Here is a 24,884-nt window from a genome sequence, read left to right as displayed (position 1 = left end):
TGCCGCTGAGCGAGGAGATGACCTTTCCCCTTGCCGCTGATTTCATACTCTCAAAGCGCAAAGGCCCCGTTGCCACCACCGTGGTCACCTCGATGCTGATCGAACATGTCGCCGCCAAGTATGGCGTGGAGGTCAAAAGGACAAAGGTAGGGGTCGGCAATGTGGTCGATCTGATGCAGGAGATGGAGGCGGTTATAGGGGGCGAGGGTACCGGCGGGGTGATCTATCCTGAAGTCCATCTGACAAGCGACGGGATTACCTCGGCGGCGGTTATCGTCCAGATGTTGGCTGAAAGGGGAGAAAAGCTTTCCCAGATCGTCTCCGAATATCCCGAATATCATATAACCAAGCGCAAGCTGCCCATACCGGAAGGCGTTGACATCGGAGAGCTGGTACGGAAGATCGCCGAGAGGCATAAGGATGAAAACCCTGATCTGACGGATGGGGTCAGGATCGACAGGGGCAGCAGTTGGATCTGCATCAGAAAATCGGGGACTGAGCCGGTGGTGAGGGTCTTCGCCGAAGCAACCACAAAGGAGGAAAGCGAAAGGCTTGCGGACGTTTTCCTGGAGGAGGTCACATGGATTGATCACAGAATAATTGGAATCGGAGGTGGTGTCTCATGCTTTTAAGTCTTGAGTTCCCGGAAGAGGTGTTAATAGCAGCAAGGGAAAACCCTGACACGTTTGCACGTAAGGTGCTGATATACACTTTAGGACATCTTTATCAGCAGGGGAAAATATCGGCTGGCATCGCCGCTAAAGCTTTAGGATGTAGCAGAACCGAGTTCTATTTCCTAATCTCTGAAAACGGGTTCCCCGTTATGGATTACCCCGAGGAGGAATTAAAGCGGGAATCACGGACCAGCCGTGAAATCGCAGAGAAAGTCAAAAAATGAGAGTTGTCGTGAACGCTACTCCTCTTATATCATTGGCTTTGATCGACAAGCTTGATCTTCTGAGAAAGCTTTTCGATGAGGTTATCGTACCTAAAGGCTGACTGGGTTATCATGGATGAGCGTCTTGGCAGACGAGTTGCTCAGGCCATGGGATTGCCTGTTAAGGGAACCCTGGGAATTTTGCTAGCTGCTTATTTCGCAGATCTAATTTCAAAGGAGGAGGCGAAAAAGTCCGTACAATATTTGATTCAAAGTGGCATTTACGTTAGCCGCCGTTTGGTGAACTGGTTTGAGGAAGAGATCGAAAAGAAATAACCGGAGGTGAAAAGATGGCAGGCAAGTTCCGAATAGCGTGCCACCTGATCGTGTGGGGTGGCGAGGGAAGGGAAAATCCCGAGAAGGTCTTCCGCGAGGTGGCGGAGGCCGGATATGACGGCGTTGAGGGCGTCGGAGCCTCATCCCTCGAGGAGCTACTCGAGATGGCGAAGCTGGCCGCCAGATACGGCCTGCATATCGTCAACGCAGGCGGGCCTGATCCCAGGACTAAGATAGACTACAACGTGCTTCTGGGCAACTCGGCAGCCGAAGTGCCAGCATGCCGTAGAGCTCAGTTCGGAGGGATCAACCCTACAGATGAGGATTTCAAACGAGCGGCCGACTCTCTCAGGGAGATCATAGAATACGCCCGGGAATATCACATCAAACCCTTCCATCACGCCCATCGAGGGACGATGATAGAGACCGTCGAGGACGCCGTTAAGCTCCTGAACGCCGCTCCGGGGCTCTACCTTCTGTTGGACACGGGACACCTGCTCGCCGGGAGGTCCGATCCCATGGAAGCCGTGGAGAAACTGGGCGATAGAATCGCCCACGTCCACCTCAAGGACTTCTATGCCGAGGATCCCGAAAGGTGGGATAACCATAAGAGCAAATGGTGGGATGAGGGCAGATTCGAGGAGCTCGGAAAAGGCAATATGGGCCTGGACGTAAAGGCCATCCTCGAAGGGCTTGAGAGGGTCGGATATGACGGGTGGATATCGGTCGAACAGGATAGGGCCACCCATCACTCTCCCGCGGAGACGGCCAGGATCAACAGGGAGTATCTGAGAGAATTGGGATATTAAAGGGGAGCTGATATGGATAAGGTCAAAATAGCCATCGTGGGCTGTGGCGGTATGGCCGGAGCCCATCTCAACGGCTACGCCGCCCTGTACCGCATGGGGATAGAGGAGTTCGAGATCGTAGCCACATGTGATGTGGTTGAAGGGAAAGCACAGGCTTTTGCCGAAAGGGCAGAGGGGTTCCAGGGCACTAGGCCTCGGGTATATAGGGAGCTGGACGAGCTGCTTAAATCTGAGGAGATAGACGCCGTGGACACCTGTCCGCCTCACTACCTGCATCACACCATAGCGATCGAGTGCCTGGAGAACGGCGTGGACGTGATCGTCGAAAAGCCGCTTGCCGTGACCGTGAGGGCGGGAAGGATGATGATCGAGGCGGCAGAACGGAACGGCAGGATACTTGCCGTGGCCGAGCAGGTGAGAAGATGGGTCTGCTCAAGGATCATCTGGTGGGCTTTCAAATCCGGCATGCTCGGTGATCCCAGGTTGATATACACCCACTCCGTCTCATTCCCCGGAAGGATCGATCCGCGCAATCCCACCATCAACTCGCCGAAACCCTGGCGTGCCGATCTGTTCAAGGGAGGCGGAGGATGGGTTTTGGACGTGGGTGTGCACTACATCGACATGCTCCGTTTCATCTTCGGCGATGTGGAGGAGGTCTACGCCGTGGTGGATAACCTCAACGGGATCGCCTACTCCGACGGCCCCTCGACCGTCGAGGATACCGTTCACGCCATCCTGAAGTTCGAAGACGGCCTTATATGTAACTGGTCATGGACACATGGCGGGCCCGGGAGGGGGTTCAGCCACAGTTACTTCTATGGTCGGCTCGGATCGATCTACAGCCCCGGACATTACCCCACCAAACCGGAGATGCACCTCTTCGACGGAACAACCAAGAGCTCTGATGAGCTTCAGGAGGAGTTCTGGAGCTCGATAGATGGGGAGACAAAGGAGAGGTTCTTCCCGAAGGGGATCACCGAAGGGGTGGCGATTGAGCTGTATGATTTCATACAGGCGGTCAAAAACAGATCCAGACCGGAGGTGGACGGCTGGGAGGGATTGAAAGCTCAAGCCGTATGCGACGCATTCTTCGAATCCTCCGCCCTCGGTCAGCCGGTTAAGGTGGAAGATGTCCTGGAATGTAAAGTGGAGAGGTATCAGGGACCCATAAACGAGGGGAATGGGATATGAACGTTGAACGTTAGAACGTTCAACGGGTCAACGCTGTTAGGGAGGTATCAAGGTGAAGAAGAACATAGTTAAGGAGAAGCTTGCCTCTGGGAAACCGTCCGTCGGGACGTGGCTTAACCTATGTTCACCTTTCGCGGCCGAGTATATGGCCCACGTGGGCTGGGATTGGCTGGTCGTCGATACCGAACATAGCCCCGTTGACATGGAGACGACCGCCCACTGCTTCCAGGCGATATGCACGACCGAGACCATTCCGATGGCACGGGTGGCGTGGAATATGCCCGTTCTGGTGAAACGTTTGCTGGACGCAGGCGCCTTGGGATTGGTCGTGCCTATGGTCAACTCGCCTGAGGAGGCCGAGAGGGCCGTCAAATCGATGAAGTATCCGCCTGACGGGTTCAGATCGATAGGAGGGGGAAGATGCACGCTTTATGGGCCTGATTACAGGACGAGAGCCAACGAGGAGATATTGGTCGTCGTCCAGATAGAGCATATCGATGCCGTCAAGCGTGCCGGGGAGATATTGTCGGTGGAGGGCGTGGATGCGTGTTTCATCGGGCCGAATGATCTGGCGGGATCTATGGGCGTCCGGCCCGGTTCACCCGAGCATGAGGAGGCGGTTATGTCCGTCTTGAAGGCCGCCAAAGAGGTCGGCGTCGCGCCCGGCATCCACGTCTTTTCGGCCGATGACGCCAACAGGAGGATAGAACAGGGATTCCAGTTCATCGCCGTCTCAAGCGATCTCGGTTTTCTCCTCTCTCAGGCGAGATCGGAGTTCGCAAAGCTGAACAATGGGTGGAATATCTGAGGTGAAAGTCTGCTTGTCATAGGTGGCGATGACAGAGGCAGCAGCGTTCAGGTGAACGGCGACCTGGATGAGATCGGGCTTTTCAACGTCGCCTTGAGCGAGGACGACATAAAGGAGATTATGGAGAAGGGGCTCGCTCAGATAGCAGCCGTGACACCCACCGGTAAACTCGCCACGACATGGGGTAAGATGAAGCTTTCGCGGAATTAGAAGATCGTCTCAACATATCTGAGACAGATGGCATACCGTTCCAGATCGGGAAAGTCCCTATGTCTCACGCCGTAGTAGATCGTCACGATCGTCCCGTCGTCCAGTTGAGCCGAGCTGGGATAGCCGCAGTCGGTGTTTTCGCTTCCCCAATCGAGCAGAAGGCCGTTCTCCACATCCCAGGAGCTGCCGCCATCATGGCTCAGCATGGCGAAAACTCCAAAGGGTTCCAGCCGATGTCCGGTTGTCATAAGGATCGCCCCGCTCTTGAGAAGGATAGCATCGGCCGGATGGAATCCCCTGCCGAGGATTTCATCCGGCTTCGGCCAGGTGTATCCGCCGTCCTCCGACACGGATCGATAGGTGCCGAGCCCGTCTCTGAGTAGGGCCAATATTCTCCCGTCCGGAAGGGTCAGAAGGGCCGTCTCGTTGTAGCCCTTCGCTATCAAGCTCGGATCACCCCAGCTTACCCCATTGTCCCTCGAGCGGAAAAGATAGGAGCTGTACTCTCTCCCCTCGCTCCAGCCGTATATGTTCATAAGCATCGTGCCATCGGGAAGCGAGACTATCCTGCCGAAGGGCGATCCATATCTGAGCGGCGATATATCCAGCCTATGGGGCTTCGACCAGTTCTGGCCGTTGTCCTCCGAGGCGGTCAGCCAGACGGTATATTCTCCCGTTTTATCCGTAAACCTGCCGTTCTCATAGGGCCCTGTCACGGCAAAGGCCAATATAAGCCTTCCGTTCGGTGCTCTGCCGAAGGCAGGATTTCTCGAATCGGGCGGAAGATCGACGATCACTTTTGGTTTACTCCAGCTTCTTCCCCCATCGGATGACCTTATCAGATCGAGCCGTCCCCCGACACCGACGTGGGGCGCTCCACCGCGGATAACGGCCAGAAGTTCTCCGTTCCCCAATTTGATCATCACGGGGAAATATCCCTCACCCTTGACGGCCACAATTCTCTCCACATCTTCGGCCTTTCTTATCATGCTTACCTCCCTTGTGGCGCTAAGATATAAGATACTCAAGGTTATCAGACACGTCACCCCGATTTGACTCAGGTTCATTCTATCTCCTTCACCTCAGTCTATGGAATTGGAACGCGAAAAGCTTGGCGTCACGCATGATAAATCGAAGCTTGACGCCCCTCCCGATGAGAGAGCTTATATCAGAGCTGCCGTGCCAGGTCACATCCTTCGATATGTAGTCGCCGTTTATCGGATCGCACTCATCGGCCGAGAAACCGGAGATGGGTTTACCGTCCACGCTCTGGATTTCCACACGAAGATGTCCTCCCGCCGTGGTCTTCAGGTTAACCGAGAGCACCTTACCCTCCAGAAGAAAGGGGGAAGTGGTGATCTCGCCGCCTCTGTGATCGGCCTCGGCTGAGACGAATCCATCGAGCCTCAAGACGGCTCTGGTTATCGCGCCTTTGAACCTATCCCTTTTAAAGTCGTAGTTGCCATGGGTGAAATCATAGGCGGAGTAATAGATCCAGACCTCATCGTCATGCGTAATCAGAGCGGGAGATGAAAACGTGATGCCGCCGTCCCAGCCACCTGTCTTCCCGATCGGGATGAAAGGTTGTCTATCGAACCGCGTCCATCTTATACCGTCAGGGCTGGCGGCGAAGTGTATCTCCATCGGCCCATCATTCCCTGCCTTCTCCTTTGGAGCGCCAAGGGCCATAGCTACATCGGGCCGATAGTGATAGTAAGCGGTCGGAAAGATCAGATACGCGTTCAGCGCTCCAGGATATTCGGCCACGATGCACCTGTCGCCGGTTTTAAGCGGACGGTTCACCTTAAACGTCACATTCTTGGCTTCCTCAATCAGGGACTGATCGATGAGGAGCTGTTTCTTCTCTCCGATTCTCCTCATGGAGGTCCACTCGAGCGAAGCGAGTAAAACATAGATTTCGATCATGGTTTTCCTCCACCTTGTTAGCTTTCAACAATCAGCTTGAGAAGCGGTGGTCGGATAAGGTTATCAGATCTTTCAAACTATTTCAAGCCATCGGAAGGCTTTTCGCGATCCCCTCCCGCACTTGACAATTCGATCGGGGCAAATGTATTATAATCCGAAATCCCTTTTCGAAAGGTCGTTCTTATGATGAAGCTTTGGGGTGGAAGATTCTCGAAGGAGTTGACATCCGAGACGGAGAGGTTCACCGAATCAATAGAAATCGATAGCCGTATGATCTTGCATGATATCTGGGGCAGCGAGGCGCACGCTATAATGCTGGCCAGACAGGAGATCATCTCGCAGGAGGATCTGAGACAGATATTGAAGTGGTTGGAGAAAGCCAAGGGGGAGTATCAGAAGGGCAAGTTCGTGCTGAAACCGGAACTTGAAGACGTGCATATGAACGTTGAGACGTATCTGATAGAGGGAGCAGGCAAGGAGTACGGCGGCAAACTGCACACGGCGAGATCACGTAACGACCAGGTTCTGGTGGACGCCAGGCTCTACGTCCGCGAGCAGATACTGAAAAGCGAGGAGCTGCTGTGTGCTCTATCCGAGGAGTTCATAAAGATAGCCAAAAGATACCCGGATGCCGTCATGCCCGGCTACACGCACACGCAACATGCTCAACCCATAACGCTTGGGTTCTGGGCGACCGGCTATGTCAGCATGTTCCTGAGGGATCTGAGACGGCTGAGAAATGCCTACGAGATAGTCAACACCAACCCGCTCGGCGCATGCGCTTTGGCGGGCACCTCCTTCCCCACCGATAGAGAGCTGACGACATGGCTTTTGGGCTTCGATTCCACACACGAGCACGCTCTCGACGTCATAAGCTCACGGGATTTTATCGCTGAGACGCTGTGCGCCTTGGCCATACTGGCCTCTAACCTCTCAAGGTTGGCCGAGGAGATAGTATACTGGAGCGCATATGAGTTCGGGATGATAGAGCTGGACGATGCATATGCGCTGGGCAGTTCCATCATGCCTCAGAAGAAAAATCCCTGTATAGCGGAGCTCGTGCGCGGGAGGACGGGACATATCTACGGCGCTCTGATCGGATTGCTCACGACGCTGAAGGGACTCCCGATGGGATATAATCGCGATCTGCAGGAGGACAAGCCGCCGTTGTGGTACGCCTTCGACATCATACAGTCGGAGCTTTCGATCCTGACCGAGATGTTGCCGACCACCACGTTTAATATCGACAGGATGGAGGAATTGGCGGGAGCGAACTTCTCAACAGCCACCGAATTGGCCAACTTCCTGGTCGTCCATCGAGGGCTCTCTTTCAGGGAGTGTCACGAGATCGTCGGCTGGGTGGTGGGTGAGCTGGCTAGAAGAGGATTGAGCTTCACCGATCTGGATGAGACGCGCAGGTTGCTTAAAGAACGGGGGATTGAGATCCCCCTCGAGGAGCTCAGACAGGTGATCGATCCGAAATATGCCGTTCAGATAAACAAGAGCCTCGGCGGCACATCACCCAAAGAGGTCATTCGGATGACTGAGCTCCTGCTCTCTAAGCTTCGGGATCACGAGTTCTCAGTTAAAAGCAGGAGTGATGCGATCCAGGAGGCCAAGGAGAGGACCGATAGGATCGTTCAGCATGTGCTGAACGGAGGTGATGTGGGGGAGATAATAGCGCATCTGAAGGGTGAACGATGAGAGGAACTTATATCGGGGTGATACTGATCATCCTTTCCCTCTTCTCGGCGTGCTCTAGATATCCGAACCTTACGCCCCAGCTTTACATCGAATCCATCGGCAGAACGAGGGTTGAAAGGGCTTCGTGGATGGGGAAGCTCCTGAAAGGTAAACGAACGGTAAGTCACGAGCCATACGATCCTTTCGACCTTGTGGCAGCTCACAAAAGGGCGCCGATGAAATCCTTTCTGAAGATCACCAATCCGCGCAACGGCAGATCGGTTATCGTCAGGGTCATCGACAGGGTGCCTCGCAGAAACGATTGCGATGTTCTGGTCTCCTGGCGAGCTGCTAAGCTCCTAGGCCTCCTCAACGAGAAGATAGGCAAGATGATCGTGGAGCCGATCCGGGTGATACTGATCAGACAGTTCGGCGTGGCCTCATGGTACGGAGATCCGTGGCATGGGAAAAAGACGGCGAATATGGAGATCTACGATATGAACGGGATGACGGCAGCACATAGGTTTCTGCCCTTCAACACATTGTTAAGGGTAACGAATCTCCAAAACGGCAGATCCGTGATCGTGAGGGTTAACGATAGGGGGCCGTTTCTAAAAGGCAGGATACTCGATCTCTCCTATGAGGCGGCCAAAGAGTTAGGCATGATCGAGCATGGAACGGCATATGTGATGTTGGAGGTGTTACCTGAAGATGGGATCACGGCAAAGGCTGATTCTAGCTCTGGACGTGGAAAGTCCTCAAAAGGCAGCGGATCTGGTGAGGAGACTGAGTGATTTGATCTCCTTCTACAAGATCGGCCTTCGTCTCTTCACCTTGGGCGGTCCCCGGATCATCTCGAAGCTTAAGGAGATGGATGTGAAGCTCTTCCTCGATCTAAAGCTTCATGATATCCCGAATACGGTGGCCGATGCATCGCGGGCGGCGGTTTCAATGGGAGTTGACATGTTCAACCTTCATATCGGCGGCGGCATGAGGATGATGCAAGCGGCCGTTGAGGCAGCTCGTGATGAGGCCGACAGGATCGGTATCCCCCCTCCTATTCTCCTCGGCGTAACGGTCCTAACAAGCCTGGATGAGGATGAAATGAGGAGGATATATGGGACAGAGAGGTCGATCAGGGATCAGGTAGCCCATATGGCTGAGATGGCCAAATCGGCGGGACTTAATGGAGTGGTCGCCTCCCCTTTGGAGATCGACGTCATACGGGATAGATGCGGAGAGGATTTCACGATAGTTACCCCCGGTGTCAGACCGGAATGGTTCGAGAGGGGAGATCAGAGAAGGGTTATGACCCCATCCCAAGCGCTCAGGGCCGGGGCCGATTATATCGTCGTGGGAAGGCCGATTTACGCCTCCGATGACCCAAGGGGGGCGGCGTTTAAGATCATCGAGGAGATAGAGGGATGAGAAGGGACGAGATAATCGATATGTTTCGTCAGACCGGAGCGCTCCTTGAGGGACATTTCAAGCTTCGCTCCGGAATGCATAGTCCTATCTTCTTCCAGTCAGCCGTCGTGCTCCAATATCCCCGATATGCCGAGAGGTTGTGCGGGGAAATAGCTGAACAGGTCAAGGGATTTAACATAACCCTCGTTATAGGTCCGGCCGTGGGTGGGGTGATCCTGGCATATGAGACGGCCAGGCATCTCGGGGCGCGGGCGATCTTCGGCGAAAAGGACGGCTCAGGCGGGATGTTCCTCAGGCCGGGGTTCGAGATAAGGCCGGATGACAGGGTGCTAGCCGTGGATGATGTCCTGACGACAGGCGGATCGGTGAGGAAGGTAATGGATTTAGCCGAGAGGATGGGCGGGAAGGTCGTCGCCGTGGGATGTTTGATAGATAGAAGCGGAGGCAAGGCCCTCTTCGATGTGCCTAAGATATCGCTTCTAACTCTGGATGTGCCCACTTATGCTCCAGAGGAATGTCCCCTCTGTCGGGCCGGGAGCAGAGCTGTGGAGCCTTAGGGGATCCCTATCAACTTGTGAACCTGTACCGATAGACGCCATCTGGGATTCTTCAGGACAGCATTCACGCAGATCTGCACGGCCTGGGGGTTGTTATCCACGGGCTGAAGATAGATGAGCGGATGATATCTTATCCTCTTAAGATCCTCCTCGGATCGTATGACGTATTTCAGCTCGTCGGCGATCTCCATTACAAGCGGATGTACCTCCGCCCCGGGCTTAGGCGACACCGTTATCCAGGATGCGAGCCTGAGCGATTTCTGAAAGATAGTCCCGTTGGTCTCAATCGCCACCTCATACCCCTCCTCCCTGAGCATCGGGATCAATCTCGAAAGGTCCTGCAACGTAGGTTCGCCTCCTGTCAGACAAACCCAATCGCACCCGTATTTCGAGACCTCCTCCAAGACCTCCTCCTCGCTCATGCGTTTTCCCTTTTCCATCTTCCAGGCGTATTTCGTGTCGCAGAAATCGCATCTCAGATTACATCCGGCGAATCTAACGAAGACCATAGGCTGACCGGTGCGATGTCCCTCGCCTTGAACCGAGTAGAAGATCTCTATAACCCTTACCATATGGAATACTCCTCCTTGGAGGTTGGAATTTCAAACCAATTTCCACCTGTCTCCCGAGCCAACTTCACCTGTTGAGGGTCCTTTACCCCCAGGACATAGACGCTGAGCCCGTTCTTCAAGGCGACCTTTATCACATCCTCGACCTTATATTCGCCTTTCATCCTCTCATCCGTGACCAGCACGAAGATCCTATCCGATTTCCGTCTGAGCTTCAGTTTCTCCATCGCTGTCATAAGGGCGTTCAACGCCCGCTCATCGCCTATACATCTTATCGAGATCAATCTCTCCCTGACCCTTGATATGTCATTTGTGGGGCCGAAGATATTTATGAGATCCTCTCGCTCCATTCGATTGAAGGAAACCACGCCGACGAGCAGGTCGATGTTAGCCCTCTTGACTCTTTCAACCATCCCCGAAAGCTTCCTGGCGACCATCAAGATATGAGGACGCATCGTTCCGCTGGAATCCACAAGGAAAATCAGATCCATTTTGCCCGATCGGTTTTTCCCGATCATCTCCTCAACCATGGCGTCTAGCATGTCAGAGACGGTTATTCCCTGCGGTTCGATCCCCTTTTGGATATCCCCGATCGTCCCTCTTTTCACGGCGGGCGTGAAGATATCAGTGGGTCTCCTCGACCTCGGTAGGGCGATAGGTCCGGTTTTCACCTCCTCCTTCCTCTGTGGCAGTGCCAGCCATCCCTCATCGCTCATCTGAAGCTCATCATCGAGTTTCACGTTGAGATCAAGTGAGATCTGAGGTGTTGACGGTTTCATCCTCATCCTCTGCACTCTCCTCTCAGATCCAACAGGGGATATCTTCCGTGAGTTCACGATAGGGGTGATCCTCTTAGGGACGATCCTTCGGGCGACCCTCGTCCGCCTGACGGACAATACATCGACCTGCATTTCGCCGGAGAGGGGGTTAGGTCTTCTCGATCCGAGGATCACCCACAGGATCAGAAGGAGAATCAGGTGTAGGATAAGGGATATCGTGAAGGAACCTATCTGTCTTCGATGGATCATCTCATATCCCCGCCCGCGCCAGGGTCAGAACATAGACGGAAGCGGCACCGGCTTCAAGGAGGACCTTGGCAGCTTCAGAGGCTGTTGCTCCTGTCGTTAAGACGTCATCTACCAGCAGCAGGTTTAGCCCTGATATCGAGGATTCGTCTTTGACCTGAAAGGCTCCTATCACGTTCCGCTTTCGTTTCTCTCGCCCTTGGAACTGACTTTGAGGGGGAGTATGGCGGATTTTGATGAGGATATCGTCCCTATATTCAAGACCCATCCTTTCGGCGACGGCTCTCGCCAGCGGTTCGACCTGGTTAAATCCCCTCTCGGCCAAACGCTTTTTGGAGAGAGGCATTGGGATGACCATTTGGGCATCGTTGAACTCGTCAAGCGGGGCATGTTCGATCAAAAGTTGGGCCAGTGGACGAGCCATCACCAGCTTGCCCTCGAATTTCAGCAGATGTATGGCCGTCTCGACGGCGTCCTGATATAGAACGGCCGATCGGGCCTTGGCGAAGGAGGGTCTGGTCTGAATGCAGTCACGGCAAAGGGGCTCCATGGGGGTTGAACGGAGAATGGGGTCAAGGGAAAGAGGATACCCACAGATATAGCAGACAGGATCACGGATAGGCCGGATCTTGGCCCAGCAGTCAGGGCAGATATATTTGATCCGCCATATTCCCAACTCACTTCCACAACATCTACATCTGGCGGGAAAGAGAAAAGTTATGAGGCTTTCGATCCACCTGTTCACTCGCTGATGACCTCCAGAAGGTCATCGACCTCGATTCCTATCCTTTCTATCTCCCCCTCGGCTAACTCCAACACAGAATGGGCTCCTCTAACGATGGGGCTAAATCTGTAGGGTTTCAGCAGGGGCAGAATCTTTATCACCTTCATCCTCTCATCGAGGAAGATCACGTCGATCGTAAATCGCATGAAGAGGGTATGAACTGAGTTACAGGGGACGATCAGAACCCCTTCGCCGGGTGAGATACCTTTTTTGCCGAGCAAGCCGAGGAATCTACTCAAGAAGGTATCAGCGATTTTTATCCTATCACCTATTATCCTGTCCTTGGTTCGATTTACCACTGTGGCGAACACGGATCACCTCATCAGCGATAAGGCCCTTATGATGACAGGTCCCATAAGAAGGATGAAAAGCATGGGCAGCGTACAGAGTATAAGGGGGAAAATCATCTTCGTGGCCGCCTTGGCTGCGGCCTCCTCTGCCTTTTGCCGTCTGTGAGTTCTTATGGACTCCGCCTGTGCCCTTATAACATCGCTTATATCCACTCCAAGTTTATGCGCTTGAATCACCGCCCCCACGAAGGATGAGAGTATCGGCATCCTCATCCTCTGAGATAACCCTTTCATCGCCTCCTCAAAAGACCTTCCCACCCTCATCTCATTGATCACCCTCGAAAGCTCCTCCTTAAGAGCCCCTTTTTGTATGTATCCCAGGATCTTCTCCATAGCGGTGGAGAAGGAGAAACCTGCTCCTATAAGGATGTCGAGCATGTCGAGGAAATCGGGCAACGTTTTCTCAATGTTCTCCTGTCTCTTTCTACCTCTGCGGATGATCCAAGTGTAAGGGAGGAAAAGGGCATTGATGAGAAGCAGGATAAGAAAGACAGGTTTCGGGAAGACTCTGGAGACCGTTTCAGCGGTCAGCAGATAGAAAAGAGGTGCTGCCACGAGCGATGCGATTTGAAGTAGGAGGAAAGATCCTGCCCGCAGTCCCCATGGGTTGCCCGCGATCTCCAGTTTCTCCTCAAGCTTATCCCTGACAGCAGGAGGGATGAATCCTCTAAGGATCGCATCGATGCGGGCAATAGCCCCCATCGGGGGCATCTCCTTGATCCTTCTCTCAACTTCGATCTCTCTCCTTCGGAGAAGATAAAGCGAAATAAAGCTCGATATGGAGAATATGATCAGATAATACCAAAAGCTCAAAACTCGATACCCCTCACTATCCTGTAGATGATCATAACCCCGGTCACACTCATCGCCAACCCCAGGCTCAGCAGAATCAGACCGGGTCTGGTTGTATAAAGCGGAGTGAGGAAACCGGGGTTGAGATTATAGATAAAGAAGGCCAATCCAAAAGGTATAGCTACGCCTATCACGGCTGAGAGCCTCGTCTGAGCCGTGGATCTCCTTATCTCCCCTTTCAGCCTGATCCTATACCTGAGGGCATCCGCCGTCTTCTCAAGCATATAGCTCAGATCTCCTCCTACATCCTGATAGATCAGCAACACCGATATGACCAGTCTGAGCTCGGGGATGGGGATCCTCGAGTTGAGCCATTCCAACGCCTGTTGGACTGTAGCTCCCAGTTGTATTCGGTTCACCACTCCCATGAACTCTCTGGAGATAGAGAGGGATGGTTCCTCGGCCAAGATCTGGAAGGCTTGAGGCAGGCTCAACCCCGCCTTGATCGATCCGACCAGGGAATTAACGACGTCGATCAATTGTGAGTTGATCTTATCCATCTGCCTAGCTCTCAATGCGGATAGGATCAGGTATGCCACCATATATGTGGAAGCTCCCCACAGCGTCCCCATGAGGAAATTGCGCGCCATCGTCATCGAGGCCACAGCGGCAAGGAAAGCCACCGGTATCGGTAGAAGCTTTATGTATCTCTTGGAATAGATCATCGAGGAGAGCCTGTATCTGAAGGGCATCTGAGCGGAAATACCGGACTTGGAGGACGGAGAGCCGGTAAACCTCTCAAGTCTTCGCCTGTCCCTTCCCGCTTGGGAGGAGATCCTGAGGATCAGAAAGGTGGTTATAGCAAATGCCGTTATCGCTATTGCCAGGAGCATCATAGTATCCCCAGCTTAGCCGGGTCAAATCCGAACTCCTGAAGCTGATCCAGGAAGGAAGGCCTGGCTCCGGTGTAGGTGAACTCCCCGATGACCCGGCCGTTTCTGTCAAGCCCCTTTCTTCTGAAGACGAAGATATCCTGAAGGATAACTTTGTCAGCTTGAATTCCCTGCACCTCCGTTATCTTGACGACCTTGCGCGATCCGTCGGGGAAACGCCCCATCTGAACGATCACATCGAGAGCCGAGGCGATCTGTTCCCTTATGGCCCTTTCAGGTAGCTCAATTCCGGACATCAACGCCATGGTTTCAAGTCGTGATATCATATCCAAGGGCGAGTTAGCATGACATGTGCTCATCGACCCCTCATGTCCCGTGTTCATTGCCTGCAGAAGATCCAAAGCCTCACCACCTCGAACCTCACCGATTATGATCCTATCGGGACGCATTCTCAGGGCGTTCCTAACCAGATCTCTTATGGAGACTCCTCCTCTCCCGGTCAATCCCGCGGGTCTCGCCTCAAGCGTGATGACATGTTCCTGATGCAATTTCAGCTCCGCCGCGTCCTCTATCGTGATCAAGCGCTCGCCCTCGGGAATAAAGGAGGAGAGGACGTTGAGAAAAGTCGTTTTGCCCGTGCTCGTTCCGCCTGAGATCATCACGTCCAACCGCGCCACAACACACGCTGCCAGGAAATCGGCCATCCTCCTATCGATCGTTCCCAGTTGGATAAGCTCATCCATGGTAAACCTTTCCTTATAGAACTTATGTATCGTCAACACGGGGCCGATGAGCGATATCGGAGGTATGACGGCGTTAACCCTCGATCCGTCCGGTAGCCTTGCATCTACCATCGGATTAGTTTCGTCAAGGCGTCTGTTAAGCGGCGCTATGATCCTATGGATTATCCTGAGCAGATGTTCGTCGTCCTTGAATTTCTTCCCCGTCGGATATATTCTACCACCTCTCTCAATGTATATCCTATGGGGGCCGTTTACCATTATCTCGGTCACCTCAGGATCTTTCATGAACTCCTCTATCGGTCCCAATCCGAGTATCTCAGCCATTATCTCGTCGAACAACTTCTCCTTTTCACCACGTGAGAGGGATATCATTTCGCGGTTGAGGATCGAGCTCAATATGCGTTCAACCTCTATCTTTATCCTCGCTTCATCATCACTCGAAAGCAGCTCAGGAGGGAGCAGATCCAGTACCTGAGAATGTATCCTGATTTTAAGCTCCAGATCCAAGTCTGATTCTGTCGTAAGTTCAGCGTTTAACGGTTGTGCGTTCAATGTTTGTTGGACTACCCGATGGGTAAGGGGCTCACGTTCATACACTTCGGAGGACCTCGAGGGGCGATACGAGGCGACACTGCTGGAAAAGGTACGGCTCCTGGTTCTTTCAACTCTTCCAGGCTTTGCTCTCTGTGTTTCCCCGGTTTCCTCCTTTCTAGGCGGATTGGTCATTTCAAATTTCCTCAATCTTTCAATCAGAGACATCCTATCACAACCCCTTTATCTCCAACAGCTTTTTAAGTCGTGAGATCAGGCTTTTTCGGTTTTTCTCGAATCCTGTTGGGAGCATTTCACCTATTAACATGGAGGCGATCTCCGTTATCTCCTTAGCCAATTTCGAATTAGGTCGATGAACAACGATCGGCACACCGGAGTTTATGGAATCAAGCATTTGTTTGGGATCGAGGCTAATCGTGCCCTCGATCATCACGCCTAGGACCTCCTCCATATCGGAGACCGTCACATCTTTCACCCCCTCCATTTCCACCGCTATCAGCTTCAGCTTTGAAAGAGGATAATGAAGCCTTCGCATAACGTCCAAGGCGATCTTAGCGTTTCGTACCCCTGGGATGGAATTTGGTATCAGGTAGAGTATGGCATCCGAGAGATCTAAAGCGGTAAGGGTCGGCTCGATGAAAAGGGGAGGGTTATCTATCAGGATGAAATCGAACCTTCGTCTCATCACTTCCAGTATCGCCTCCACGTGTTTCCCACTCACCTCTTCGGCATATCTGGGATGTGGGGGAGCGGCGAGTAACATCGCTCCTGATGGATGGGCGGACATGTATTTGAGCAGCTCCTCCTCCGTCAGCTCCCCCTTCTCGACAACAGGGAGAAGATCGTAGATCGTATACTGCGGCACAATATCTAAAACGACATGGAGTTCACCAAACTGGAGGCTTAGATCGACCATAGCCACCGAATTCCTTGTCCTCGATGCGACTATAACGCCAAGATTAGCGGTCAGACTTGTCCTCCCGATCCCTCCCTTCGAGCTAAAGAGGGAGATCACCCATCTATTGGATGAGACAATCTCCTCCTTTTCCTCTTCCACCATCGGAGCCGGCTCTTCGATCTCTTGAGCGGTTGGACGTCGTGGTATGCCGAAGATATCCGCCAGGGTCTCCTCCATATCCTCCGGCTCCACCGGTTTGAGCAGGAATTCCCTCGCACCCGATTGCATCGCCCTTCTAAGTGAATGGAATCTACCCTCGTAGGAGGTCATCACCACGATCGTCCCTGGCATCTCAGCGGAGATCCTCCTGGCGATCTCCGTCCCGTTTATCCCCGGCAGTTCGTCCTCCACGAAGAGAAGATCTGGTGGATTTTCTCTGATCGCCTCCAGACATCTCTCCCCGTTATCGGCCTCACCGATCACCTCAACGCCCTTTTCGGCGAGGGATCTTCTTATAACTTCTCTGGATTCCGGATCGCTATCCGCTATAAAAGCTCTCATCGCTCTCACCAGGTGAAAGGTTTCTTTTCAGTTGCCTCGGCCGAAAGCTGAGGCATAATCTCCTGAGCCGATCCGCCCTCCCTGATTATCTTTGGCGTCATGATGTATATCAGCTCCGTCTCGATCTTCTCTTTGCGGGAATAGGTGAAGAGATGCCCCAGGATCGGGATATATCCGAGTATAGGCAGGCGGGTTTTATTGTCGATCTCTCTCTGCTGGAGCAATCCCCCCAGCACCACCGTCTCGCCGTCTTTGGCCCTGACGTTAGCCTGGATCTTTCTGGTCGCGAAAGTGCCTATTCTGCCGACGGGCGTGTAAAAACCGGCCCCTCTGTTTATCTCGCTGACCTCAGAGTCGAGCTGAACGTTTATATAGCCGTCCTCATCTATAGTGGGGGTTATCTGGAGTCTGACGCCGTATTCCCTCGTCTCCCTCCCGAAAGCCAACCTGCCTATGCCCGGGGCGCCTAACGTCTCGGTGACCAACGGGATCTCACCGCCGGACAAAGAGGTAGCCTGCTGTCCGCTGATGGTCGTCAGATTAGGTTCAGCCAGCAATCTGGCTGAACCAGAGCTTATAAGGGCATCTATCCTGGCATTCAACAGACTCGCACGGACTATCCGGCCGACCTTGAAAGGCTGGGAAGGGATACTTGTTTCTGAGAAGGTCACCCCCTGGGACCAACTGACGCCAAGACGGGATAACGCACTCCTATTGACCTCAAGGACTTTGACCTTTACGTTTATCTGTACCGGTTTGGAGACCTTTATCCTGTTTACCACCTGATCGGTATACTTTTTTGCTATCTCCTCGGCTAACTTCGAATCGAGCTCGCTCCTGACGGTGCCCTCAAGATAGAGCTGATCCCCGACCCATTTGGCCGTGACATCGCTTATCCCTATCTCCGCCGTTATCTCCTCACCGGTCTTTCTGAAAGGCCTGACTTGGATGAGATTGACCACCCTGCTTGAATAGATCAAAGCGAGTCTCTCAGCCTCGGTTCTCTGTTGTTCCGTGTCAACCGTACCGCTTAGGATAATGGCATCCCTGAGAAGCTTGACCGAGACATTGGGCATATTGAGCTGTGATCGGATGGTGGTTTCCAAATCGGGTGGCAACGCCACCTGAATCGAGTTGACGACGTTTTGCACGTATGCTTTGGCTATCTGCTCGGCTATCCCTCTCTGAGATTCACTCCCCACGGTGCCGCTGAGGAGGGCCACGCCTCCTCTGACCTTCACGTCGATCCTGCTTAACCCCTGTTCCTTAAGAGCGTCCAGAATGGTCTTCTCCAAATCCACCCTCTCATGTCTCACAACAACGTTATCTATCACCTTGCTGACATAGGCTTGAGCGATAGCCTTGGCGAGCTCATGGCTCTTTTCGGATTTCGCTTCCCCCTCAAGTATTACGACGTCGTTTACCACCCTGACCGATATGCCCGGATCTTCTATTTGCGACTTTATCTCCTGTTCGATCCAGCCTGTGTCCCTGTATACCTCGATGATATACCGGGCGAGGCTTCCTTTGTGGCCCCATATCTCAAGGGTGGTTCTGCCGGGAGATTTGCCGTTTATGGTGATATCCCCCGCCGCATTTATCACGGCATCGGCTATCGCGGGATCGCCCAGGATCACGGAATCGCCATTTTTAAGCTCCACATCGATCGTATAGGAATATCCCACGGGTATACGGAGCAGATTGCCCGTCAGGGAGGAACCGGCACCGGCGGGTTTATAAGCGGGAGCGGATTCAACCTTAAGCCGATATACGGTCGCGTCGGTGGAGGGCAGAGATTTGTACGGCGCCTTATACTTTCTGTCGATCTCCACCTGAACGACTTCAGGATTGACGCTTTTCTGGGAGACGGTTATCTTCTGCACCGAATCACTTTCAACGTTAAAGCTCTTCGCCCCCGTTATCCCCCAGGCAAGAATGGCGTTTGGGATCCGAACGATCAGTTTTTTATTCTCTTCTGTTACCTCGCTTCTAAAAGGCCCATCCGCCTTGATCTGCACCTCAACTCCGTCTTCGACCGGCTTATACGTTACAGCCGTCACATGGACGATGGTAGTGGTGGTGGAAATGGTGGAGGTGGGCTTTGGCCTGGCCGCTTCCTCCGATCTCTTTTCGGGCGTCGTAGAGGTGGCAGGGCGAAGTAACTCTAGAACTATCCTCTTAGCTGCCCTGGGGGAACGTTTGACGTATTTGACCCGTTTTGAGAGAAAGATATCCACGTATGTTCTCCCCCTGAGCTTGTCCTCGGACAGTACAATCCGCGATATTCCCCCTTTATTGACGAGGAGGGGCTTGAGTGAGATCAGCTTTGGGGATATACCGCAATCTATGATTTCCACCCTCAAGCTTGAAGGTAGGTTTGAATCGTCGACTATATAGGCTGTCGGGGAGTCGAGTTCGATGACGATCTGGTATCCGCCCTCAGAGGGGATAACCTTTAAGTCGGTCAACATCACCCCTGGGCCACTTCCCCAGAGGGCGCCAGAGGTGAAGATAAGCAATGATGCGATGGCGACGATCTGCCTCATTTGCCTCCCCCCAGGGGTACCTCCTGGCTTGATGTGCCCTTTATCAAGGTCACCTTCGATGTTTTAAGTCTGGCGCCTCGAGATGTCCTGCTGATAACGGCCTTAGGCGGCAGAATCCCTTTCTCCCTGAGATACTCATCCAAGGTTTTGGCTGAACTGGTAGTGAGAGGCGTGCTACCTTTCAGGGATCTGACTAGGATGGAGACATCGCCGGTCTGGGAAGCGAGCTTCAAGGCATAGGCCTGATCGGGTGTCACAGCTAACACCAGGGATCTGGGGACTTTGCTCTCGCGTCTCTGAGATCTATTGGTAGTGAAACGAAATCTGCCCGTTGAAACCCTCCCTTGCCCGGCGCTATCCGGCGGTTCGCCGTAGTTAACCCCCACCACCAGCAGATTTTGGGCGACCTCAACCACCATTCTCTCGTTGGTAGTCTCATCCCTGATCTCAGCCAGCACGTCTATCCTATCGCCCGGCATGAGGTTTTGAGCTTGAAGGTAAAGTGAGGGTGTGTTGAGCGGAAAGACAAACCCATATGTCCCTTCCGGAAGCACCCTCGATAACTCTTGCTCGGGCACCCTGAACATACCCTGATGGAGCTTCTGACCGGATCTGATGCTGACCACCGGTGCCCGACCGATCACCTGAGAGATGGACGTGAAATAATAGGGAGAAAGCTTTTTGGCCTTCACTTCAACCAGTTCCACATCCTCGGGTGTGATCCTCTCCCACGCCTTTATATCCTTCCTGGCCACAACGATTCTATAGGTCCTCATACCTCCAGGGAGGAAGTATTTACCCAGTACGAAGACGAATATCGTGACCGTCAATCCTGTCATGATCGCTATGATTAAAGCCCTTATATCCCTGCCTGAGCGAGGACGGGATAACATCAATCACTCTCCATAAAAAATTTCCGTTCACGTAGAATATCGGCCTTGAACCGATTGAACTTTAAGCCTTTCACAGACGGAAAACGGCAGGATAAGGGTATTGCAAGCTCAGCATGCAATAAAATGCACATCAGGCTGAAAATAGGAGCGGATCTTTTTTCCGATAGGCGACTGCCTGGGCCGTAGCTATAAGCTTCCCCGACTCATCGGTCACCCTGATCTGATATACCCCGATCCTGTTGGAGCAGGATATCTCCTTCGCCTCAGCGGTCAAGAGCCCGCCGACTTTTGGAGGGGCAAGATACGTAATGTTGACGTTCAGGGCTAGGGAGACGGTGCCATGGGAGTTGCATGCCAGTTGAAAGGCCTCATCCATGAGAGAGAAGATAGCCCCTCCATGGATCATACCGAAAATGTTTGTCATATCTGAGGCGGCTCTCATCCTAACGACCGCCTCTCCTTCGCCGACTTTTACGACCTCGGCGTTGATCTTCCTGGCGAAAGGCTCCTCAACAGAGGCCCGTTTAAGCAGCTCGGATACATCAGCCATCTGAAACCTCAGACGCCTTAATAGGCGGGCTTCAAAGCCCGCCCCCATGTTTTCGGATCAAAGCTCGTCGAGTTTAACCCATCTTCTCTCCTTAACCGATACGGTAACGGCTTCGAGCACCTTCTGACACTTAACGCCATCTTCAAACGAGGGTGAGGGCATTCTATCCTCCGCCAGCGCGTCGAGCAGATTATGTATCTCGTTGACGAAGGTCTCGCCGTAGCCGATTATATGTCCCGGGGGCCACCATGCACCGGCATATTCGTGTTCCGATTCGGTGACGAGTATCCGTCTGAACCCCTGCACGTGCCCCTCATCCTCCCTCGAATAGTACCAGAGGATGTTCATGTCCTCGAAGTTGAAGGCCAAACTTCCCTTGCTGCCGTTTATCTCAAACCCGTTGAAGTTTTTCCTCCCTGCACAGAACCTGGACGCCTCGAATGTTCCCAAAGCGCCATTTTTGAACCTCGCCAGGAACATCGTCGCGTCCTCCACGGTGACGGGAACCTTTTTGGTCGGCTCAGCTACGCTCACATCGGTCAACCCCGTGCCCTTAACCACGTCGGCCTGAGGCGGTCTCTCCTTGATGAAGGTCTCCTCCTGGGCCACGACCTCGTCTATCTCGCCCATCAGATAATGTGCGATATCCACAGTATGTGCAGCTAGATCCCCCAGAGGGCCTGATCCGGCGATTTTCGCGTCCAATCTCCACACCAGCGGGAAGTCAGGGTCAATGATCCAATCCTGCAGGTATACCCCTCTGAAGTGATATATCTGCCCGATCTTCCCCTCCTCTATCAATCTCTTAGCCAAAGCGATCGCCGGGACGGTTCTGTAGTTGAATCCGACCATATGCTTGACACCGGCTTTCTGAACGGCCTCCAGCATCTTACGGGCATCGGCCAAATTGTTGGCAAGCGGTTTCTCGCAGAAGATGTTCTTGCCGGCCTCGGCGGCAGCCACGGCCATCTCGGTATGCAGATATCCGGGCGTGCAGATATCGATGAGATCTATGTCGTCACGCTCGACCACCTTCCTCCAATCGGTCTCATATTCCTGCCATCCGTACCTCTCTGCCGCGGCCTTAACGCCTTCCTCCTTCCTACCACATATCACCTTCATGATGGGCTTGGCCTTCAGATCGTAGAAGATACCGACGTTTCTGTATCCGAAGCTGTGGGCCTTGCCCATGAAGGAGTAGCCGATCATACCGATTCTGATCTCTTTCATGAACGCCCTCCCGGGTTTGAACTTATCATCGAAGCTCTAACTATTTTAGCATATCCCCGACATACAAACAAGCCGCTCCGCCTGATCGAGGGTATAGGATCTTTCCAACTGCGGTTTGACAATGATGGGGCTTAATGATATAATCTAAGCCTGTGTGAAATCCAGCTAGGCAGGTTGGTCAAGGAGATGCTCAGAACCAGAACGATTTCGGCAAAACCTAAAAGGGATGTCAAGTGGTACTTGGTTGACGCTGAGGGCAAAGTTTTGGGCAGGCTTGCCAGTCAAATAGCCAAGGTCCTTCGCGGCAAACATGTCCCCACTTTCACCCCTCATGTTGATATGGGGTTCGGCGTTATAGTCATAAACGCCGAGAAGATAAAGGTGACAGGGAAAAAGCTGGACGATAAAATGTATTATCGCCATTCGGGATACATCGGCGGATTGAAGGTGAGAAGTCTGAGACAGATGCTGGAGAGAAATCCCGAAAGGGTTATAACCCATGCTGTCTGGGGAATGCTTCCCAAAAATAGGTTGGGAAGAAAGGTGTTCAGGAGACTTAGGGTATACGCCGGCCCAGATCACCCTCATAAAGCTCAGAAACCTGAACCTTTGGAGATAGAGCTCTGATCTGGAGGGATAGATAAGGTGGAGGAAAAAGCGCAGTATTGGGGAACAGGCAGAAGAAAGACCTCTGTGGCGCGGGTCAGACTGATCCCCGGATCCGGCCAAGTTATCATAAACAAAAGACAGCTTGAGGACTATTTCACCCGTGAGGATCACAGAAAGATGATATTCCAGCCTCTGGAAGCGACGGAATTAGTGGGTAAGTTCGACGTGCTGGTCAACGTTCGAGGCGGCGGAATATCAGGTCAGGCCGGTGCAATCAGACACGGTATCGCAAGGGCTTTGCTGCAGTTCAACCCTGAACTAAGACCTATCCTGAAAAAAGGAGGATTTCTGACCCGCGATCCGAGGGTTAAGGAGAGAAAGAAGTACGGACAGAAGGGTGCCAGGGCTAAATTTCAGTGGACTAAAAGATAGGGAGTTCTCTGTCTTGTTGAATCTTACAGGGCGCCTTGCTCGATTGTGAGGCGCCCGGTTTTTTCCCGGAGGTTAAGGTCCTATCATGGCTAATATCCTGGTCGTCGGAGCGCAGTGGGGAGACGAAGGGAAAGGGAAGATCGTCGATTTTCTCGCCGAAGAGGCCGATATCGTGGCGAGATATCAAGGAGGACCGAACGCCGGCCACAGTGTGGTCATCAACGGTGAGAAGTTCGTCCTGCATTTGATCCCCTCCGGTATCCTCCATCCCGGCAAGATCTGTGTCATAGGAAACGGGGTGGTCATATCGCTCGAGGCGATCTGCAGGGAGATGGATGAACTCGAAAGCCGGGGGATACACATCGACCGAAATCTGCTGATAAGCGACAGGGCGCACGTCATAATGCCCTACCACATAGCTCTGGAATCCGCTCTGGAGGGCAATCGAGGCGGCGGGAGGATCGGCACCACCCTCCGGGGCGTTGGCCCCACCTATTCGGATAAGATGGATAGGCTCTGTGGAATAAGGGTGGTGGATCTACTCGAGGACGAGATGTTGGAGGAGAAGATCTCGTATAACCTTAGGAGAAAGGCAAGCTACGTCCCGCCTGAGTCCCTGCCGGATAAGGATGAGCTTCTTAAAAGTTGTAGAAGCCTTAGGGAGAGGATAAGACCGTTCGTCACTGATACCGCCCTCTTCATGAATCAGGCGATCAAATCAGGCAAAAGGGTGCTCTATGAAGGCGCCCAGGGGACGATGCTGGATGTGGATTTCGGAACCTATCCCTTCGTCACCTCATCAAACACGAGCGTTGGAGGAGTGCTCACAGGACTCGGCGTAGGCCCTAAAGCGATCGATGAGATCATGGGAGTGGTTAAGGCATATACTACCCGTGTCGGAAAAGGACCTTTCCCGACGGAGCTCAAGGATAAGACGGGTCAGGAGATGAGGAGAAGAGGGGTCGAATATGGCGCCACAACCGGAAGACCTCGAAGATGCGGCTGGCTTGATATGGTGGCTCTCAGATATGCGGCCCGAATCAATGGCTTTACAAGGCTGGCGATAACCAAGTTGGATGTCTTGGACGCCTTCGATAAAATCAAGGTATGTGTGGCATACGAGTATAACGGCTCAAAGCTAACCGACTTCCCCAGCAGTCTAACCGTCCTATCGAGATGCAAACCGATCTATGAGGAGCTGCCCGGGTGGAAGAGCCCGACGGGGAGGATTAAAAGCCTGAGGGATATGCCACCAAACGCCAGGAGATACCTGGATTACATATCCGAGAGGCTTGAGACCCCGATATCGATCATATCGGTCGGCCCGGAACGAAATCAGACGATCACGCTCTGAGGAAATGGGAACTATTTGATTGACTTTCATGACAGTTAATTGTAGAATTTCAATGGGAATGCCCAAAGGCTGGCGTGTTGATCTCGGTTGTGCTTCCATATTTAAACGAGTCTGAAACTCTCGCTGGCTGTATCGAGAGCGCTTGGAGAGCGATAAGGGAAAAGGTCAAGGTGCTTCAAAATCTATACTTTCGCAGTTTTTCCGAAATCCGAGGAGGTAAAACCAAGACGGAAGAGCGAGTTTGCTCCGAAATGGGAAGCCGAAAGCATCAATCT

Annotated in this window: 27 protein-coding genes and 1 pseudogene; 14 read left to right on the top strand and 14 right to left on the bottom strand. The window is 53.0% G+C overall.

Going from position 1 to position 24,884, the window contains the following annotated elements:
- From J7M22_11045 to J7M22_11015, 7 genes and pseudogenes are all read left to right on the top strand, one after another.
- Window positions 1–632 (top strand): phosphoglucosamine mutase (locus J7M22_11045; GenBank protein ID MCD6507145.1); only part of this gene is annotated, 632 nt, incomplete at its 5' end.
- The gene (locus J7M22_11040) at window positions 623–898 is read left to right on the top strand and encodes a UPF0175 family protein (protein MCD6507144.1); all 276 of its coding nucleotides are present in this window, start codon (window positions 623–625) and stop codon (window positions 896–898) included. The genes J7M22_11045 and J7M22_11040, both read left to right, overlap by 10 nt.
- Window positions 895–1,213 (top strand): annotated as a pseudogene (locus J7M22_11035) (DUF3368 domain-containing protein). The gene J7M22_11040 and the pseudogene J7M22_11035 overlap by 4 nt, the downstream one beginning before the upstream one ends.
- A 14-nt stretch (window positions 1,214–1,227) precedes the next feature.
- Window positions 1,228–2,022, top strand: coding sequence for a TIM barrel protein (locus J7M22_11030; protein MCD6507143.1), 795 nt, complete (start codon window positions 1,228–1,230; stop codon window positions 2,020–2,022).
- Between the two features lie 12 nt (window positions 2,023–2,034).
- Entirely contained in the window at window positions 2,035–3,216 is a 1,182-nt protein-coding gene (locus J7M22_11025; protein MCD6507142.1) for a Gfo/Idh/MocA family oxidoreductase, read from the top strand.
- 52 nt (window positions 3,217–3,268) lie between these two features.
- A complete protein-coding gene (locus J7M22_11020) occupies window positions 3,269–4,024 on the top strand; it encodes a 2-dehydro-3-deoxyglucarate aldolase (protein MCD6507141.1) in 756 nt (251 codons plus the stop codon).
- A 51-nt stretch (window positions 4,025–4,075) separates the two neighbouring features.
- On the top strand, window positions 4,076–4,234 hold the full coding sequence (locus J7M22_11015; protein MCD6507140.1) for a hypothetical protein: 159 nt from the start codon (window positions 4,076–4,078) through the stop codon (window positions 4,232–4,234).
- On the opposite strand, the gene J7M22_11010 is transcribed toward J7M22_11015, so the two are convergent.
- Window positions 4,231–5,223, bottom strand: a complete 993-nt coding sequence (locus J7M22_11010) for an exo-alpha-sialidase (protein ID MCD6507139.1) — start codon at window positions 5,221–5,223, stop codon at window positions 4,231–4,233. The genes J7M22_11015 and J7M22_11010 overlap by 4 nt on opposite strands.
- 88 nt (window positions 5,224–5,311) lie before the next feature.
- Window positions 5,312–6,160 (bottom strand): hypothetical protein, encoded by an 849-nt coding sequence (locus J7M22_11005; GenBank protein MCD6507138.1) that lies wholly within the window; start codon window positions 6,158–6,160, stop codon window positions 5,312–5,314.
- 183 nt (window positions 6,161–6,343) lie between these two features.
- On the opposite strand from J7M22_11005, the gene argH reads away from it, so the two are divergent.
- The 4 genes from argH (at window position 6,344) to pyrE (ending at window position 9,828) form a co-directional block, all read left to right on the top strand.
- Window positions 6,344–7,864, top strand: a complete 1,521-nt coding sequence (gene argH, locus J7M22_11000) for an argininosuccinate lyase (protein MCD6507137.1) — start codon at window positions 6,344–6,346, stop codon at window positions 7,862–7,864.
- Between the two features lie 215 nt (window positions 7,865–8,079).
- Window positions 8,080–8,637, top strand: coding sequence for a septal ring lytic transglycosylase RlpA family protein (locus J7M22_10995; protein ID MCD6507136.1), 558 nt, complete (start codon window positions 8,080–8,082; stop codon window positions 8,635–8,637).
- Entirely contained in the window at window positions 8,555–9,271 is a 717-nt protein-coding gene (gene pyrF, locus J7M22_10990; protein MCD6507135.1) for an orotidine-5'-phosphate decarboxylase, read from the top strand. Before J7M22_10995 ends, pyrF begins: the two co-directional genes overlap by 83 nt.
- Complete coding sequence (gene pyrE / locus J7M22_10985) at window positions 9,268–9,828, top strand: orotate phosphoribosyltransferase (protein MCD6507134.1); 561 nt, start codon at window positions 9,268–9,270, stop codon at window positions 9,826–9,828. Before pyrF ends, pyrE begins: the two co-directional genes overlap by 4 nt.
- Here the strand turns inward: pyrE and J7M22_10980 are convergent.
- The 12 genes from J7M22_10980 to J7M22_10925 form a co-directional block, all read right to left on the bottom strand.
- Window positions 9,825–10,400, bottom strand: coding sequence for a 7-carboxy-7-deazaguanine synthase QueE (locus tag J7M22_10980; protein ID MCD6507133.1), 576 nt, complete (start codon window positions 10,398–10,400; stop codon window positions 9,825–9,827). The genes pyrE and J7M22_10980 overlap by 4 nt on opposite strands.
- A complete protein-coding gene (locus tag J7M22_10975) occupies window positions 10,394–11,425 on the bottom strand; it encodes a VWA domain-containing protein (protein ID MCD6507132.1) in 1,032 nt (343 codons plus the stop codon). Before J7M22_10975 ends, J7M22_10980 begins: the two co-directional genes overlap by 7 nt.
- A gap of 1 nt (window position 11,426) precedes the next feature.
- Window positions 11,427–12,167 (bottom strand): ComF family protein, encoded by a 741-nt coding sequence (locus J7M22_10970; protein ID MCD6507131.1) that lies wholly within the window; start codon window positions 12,165–12,167, stop codon window positions 11,427–11,429.
- Window positions 12,164–12,517 carry a DUF192 domain-containing protein gene (locus tag J7M22_10965; protein MCD6507130.1) on the bottom strand — a complete coding sequence of 118 codons (354 nt, stop codon included), beginning with the start codon at window positions 12,515–12,517 and terminating at the stop codon, window positions 12,164–12,166. Before J7M22_10965 ends, J7M22_10970 begins: the two co-directional genes overlap by 4 nt.
- Before the next feature lie 3 nt (window positions 12,518–12,520).
- Window positions 12,521–13,369, bottom strand: a complete 849-nt coding sequence (locus J7M22_10960) for a type II secretion system F family protein (GenBank protein MCD6507129.1) — start codon at window positions 13,367–13,369, stop codon at window positions 12,521–12,523.
- The gene (locus J7M22_10955) at window positions 13,366–14,241 is read right to left on the bottom strand and encodes a type II secretion system F family protein (protein MCD6507128.1); all 876 of its coding nucleotides are present in this window, start codon (window positions 14,239–14,241) and stop codon (window positions 13,366–13,368) included. The genes J7M22_10960 and J7M22_10955 overlap by 4 nt, the downstream gene beginning before the upstream one ends.
- On the bottom strand, window positions 14,241–15,743 hold the full coding sequence (locus tag J7M22_10950; protein MCD6507127.1) for a CpaF family protein: 1,503 nt from the start codon (window positions 15,741–15,743) through the stop codon (window positions 14,241–14,243). The genes J7M22_10955 and J7M22_10950 overlap by 1 nt, the downstream gene beginning before the upstream one ends.
- Before the next feature lie 4 nt (window positions 15,744–15,747).
- Window positions 15,748–16,995 carry a response regulator gene (locus J7M22_10945; GenBank protein ID MCD6507126.1) on the bottom strand — a complete coding sequence of 416 codons (1,248 nt, stop codon included), beginning with the start codon at window positions 16,993–16,995 and terminating at the stop codon, window positions 15,748–15,750.
- 5 nt (window positions 16,996–17,000) lie between these two features.
- Window positions 17,001–19,541, bottom strand: a complete 2,541-nt coding sequence (locus J7M22_10940) for a BON domain-containing protein (protein MCD6507125.1) — start codon at window positions 19,539–19,541, stop codon at window positions 17,001–17,003.
- The gene (cpaB, locus tag J7M22_10935; GenBank protein ID MCD6507124.1) at window positions 19,538–20,434 is read right to left on the bottom strand and encodes a Flp pilus assembly protein CpaB; all 897 of its coding nucleotides are present in this window, start codon (window positions 20,432–20,434) and stop codon (window positions 19,538–19,540) included. The genes J7M22_10940 and cpaB overlap by 4 nt, the downstream gene beginning before the upstream one ends.
- A gap of 130 nt (window positions 20,435–20,564) precedes the next feature.
- Entirely contained in the window at window positions 20,565–20,984 is a 420-nt protein-coding gene (locus J7M22_10930) for a PaaI family thioesterase (protein ID MCD6507123.1), read from the bottom strand.
- Between the two features lie 57 nt (window positions 20,985–21,041).
- Window positions 21,042–22,214: a Gfo/Idh/MocA family oxidoreductase gene (locus tag J7M22_10925; protein ID MCD6507122.1), complete on the bottom strand. Its 1,173-nt coding sequence runs from the start codon at window positions 22,212–22,214 to the stop codon at window positions 21,042–21,044.
- A gap of 186 nt (window positions 22,215–22,400) precedes the next feature.
- On the opposite strand from J7M22_10925, the gene rplM reads away from it, so the two are divergent.
- From rplM to J7M22_10910, 3 genes are all read left to right on the top strand, one after another.
- Complete coding sequence (gene rplM, locus J7M22_10920) at window positions 22,401–22,841, top strand: 50S ribosomal protein L13 (GenBank protein MCD6507121.1); 441 nt, start codon at window positions 22,401–22,403, stop codon at window positions 22,839–22,841.
- A gap of 18 nt (window positions 22,842–22,859) precedes the next feature.
- Window positions 22,860–23,255: a 30S ribosomal protein S9 gene (gene rpsI, locus J7M22_10915; protein ID MCD6507120.1), complete on the top strand. Its 396-nt coding sequence runs from the start codon at window positions 22,860–22,862 to the stop codon at window positions 23,253–23,255.
- 85 nt (window positions 23,256–23,340) lie between these two features.
- Window positions 23,341–24,609 (top strand): adenylosuccinate synthase, encoded by a 1,269-nt coding sequence (locus J7M22_10910; GenBank protein MCD6507119.1) that lies wholly within the window; start codon window positions 23,341–23,343, stop codon window positions 24,607–24,609.
- Window positions 24,610–24,884 lie beyond the last annotated feature (275 nt).

The sequence above is a fragment of the Candidatus Poribacteria bacterium genome, from assembly GCA_021162805.1.
Taxonomy (GTDB): domain Bacteria; phylum Poribacteria; class WGA-4E; order B28-G17; family B28-G17; genus JAGGXZ01.
The sequence above is the reverse complement of the archived record's forward strand: the minus strand, read 5'-3'. Positions and strand labels throughout refer to the sequence as shown.

Excerpts from the sequence above, each read along its gene's own strand:
- argH (MCD6507137.1), top strand. The coding sequence starts at position 6,344 with ATGATGAAGCTTTGGGGTGGAAGATTCTCGAAGGAGTTGACATCCGAG.
- J7M22_10975 (MCD6507132.1), bottom strand. The coding sequence starts at position 11,425 with ATGATCCATCGAAGACAGATAGGTTCCTTCACGATATCCCTTATCCTA.
- J7M22_10945 (MCD6507126.1), bottom strand. The coding sequence starts at position 16,995 with ATGAGAGCTTTTATAGCGGATAGCGATCCGGAATCCAGAGAAGTTATA.
- J7M22_11030 (MCD6507143.1), top strand. The coding sequence starts at position 1,228 with ATGGCAGGCAAGTTCCGAATAGCGTGCCACCTGATCGTGTGGGGTGGC.
- J7M22_10950 (MCD6507127.1), bottom strand. The coding sequence starts at position 15,743 with ATGTCTCTGATTGAAAGATTGAGGAAATTTGAAATGACCAATCCGCCT.
- J7M22_10910 (MCD6507119.1), top strand. The coding sequence starts at position 23,341 with ATGGCTAATATCCTGGTCGTCGGAGCGCAGTGGGGAGACGAAGGGAAA.
- J7M22_10925 (MCD6507122.1), bottom strand. The coding sequence starts at position 22,214 with ATGAAAGAGATCAGAATCGGTATGATCGGCTACTCCTTCATGGGCAAG.
- J7M22_11040 (MCD6507144.1), top strand. The coding sequence starts at position 623 with ATGCTTTTAAGTCTTGAGTTCCCGGAAGAGGTGTTAATAGCAGCAAGG.
- rplM (MCD6507121.1), top strand. The coding sequence starts at position 22,401 with ATGCTCAGAACCAGAACGATTTCGGCAAAACCTAAAAGGGATGTCAAG.
- cpaB (MCD6507124.1), bottom strand. The coding sequence starts at position 20,434 with ATGTTATCCCGTCCTCGCTCAGGCAGGGATATAAGGGCTTTAATCATA.
- J7M22_11005 (MCD6507138.1), bottom strand. The coding sequence starts at position 6,160 with ATGATCGAAATCTATGTTTTACTCGCTTCGCTCGAGTGGACCTCCATG.
- J7M22_10940 (MCD6507125.1), bottom strand. The coding sequence starts at position 19,541 with ATGAGGCAGATCGTCGCCATCGCATCATTGCTTATCTTCACCTCTGGC.
- J7M22_10995 (MCD6507136.1), top strand. The coding sequence starts at position 8,080 with ATGAAATCCTTTCTGAAGATCACCAATCCGCGCAACGGCAGATCGGTT.
- pyrE (MCD6507134.1), top strand. The coding sequence starts at position 9,268 with ATGAGAAGGGACGAGATAATCGATATGTTTCGTCAGACCGGAGCGCTC.
- J7M22_10980 (MCD6507133.1), bottom strand. The coding sequence starts at position 10,400 with ATGGTAAGGGTTATAGAGATCTTCTACTCGGTTCAAGGCGAGGGACAT.
- J7M22_11010 (MCD6507139.1), bottom strand. The coding sequence starts at position 5,223 with ATGATAAGAAAGGCCGAAGATGTGGAGAGAATTGTGGCCGTCAAGGGT.
- J7M22_10930 (MCD6507123.1), bottom strand. The coding sequence starts at position 20,984 with ATGGCTGATGTATCCGAGCTGCTTAAACGGGCCTCTGTTGAGGAGCCT.
- J7M22_11025 (MCD6507142.1), top strand. The coding sequence starts at position 2,035 with ATGGATAAGGTCAAAATAGCCATCGTGGGCTGTGGCGGTATGGCCGGA.
- pyrF (MCD6507135.1), top strand. The coding sequence starts at position 8,555 with ATGGGATCACGGCAAAGGCTGATTCTAGCTCTGGACGTGGAAAGTCCT.
- J7M22_10955 (MCD6507128.1), bottom strand. The coding sequence starts at position 14,241 with ATGCTCCTGGCAATAGCGATAACGGCATTTGCTATAACCACCTTTCTG.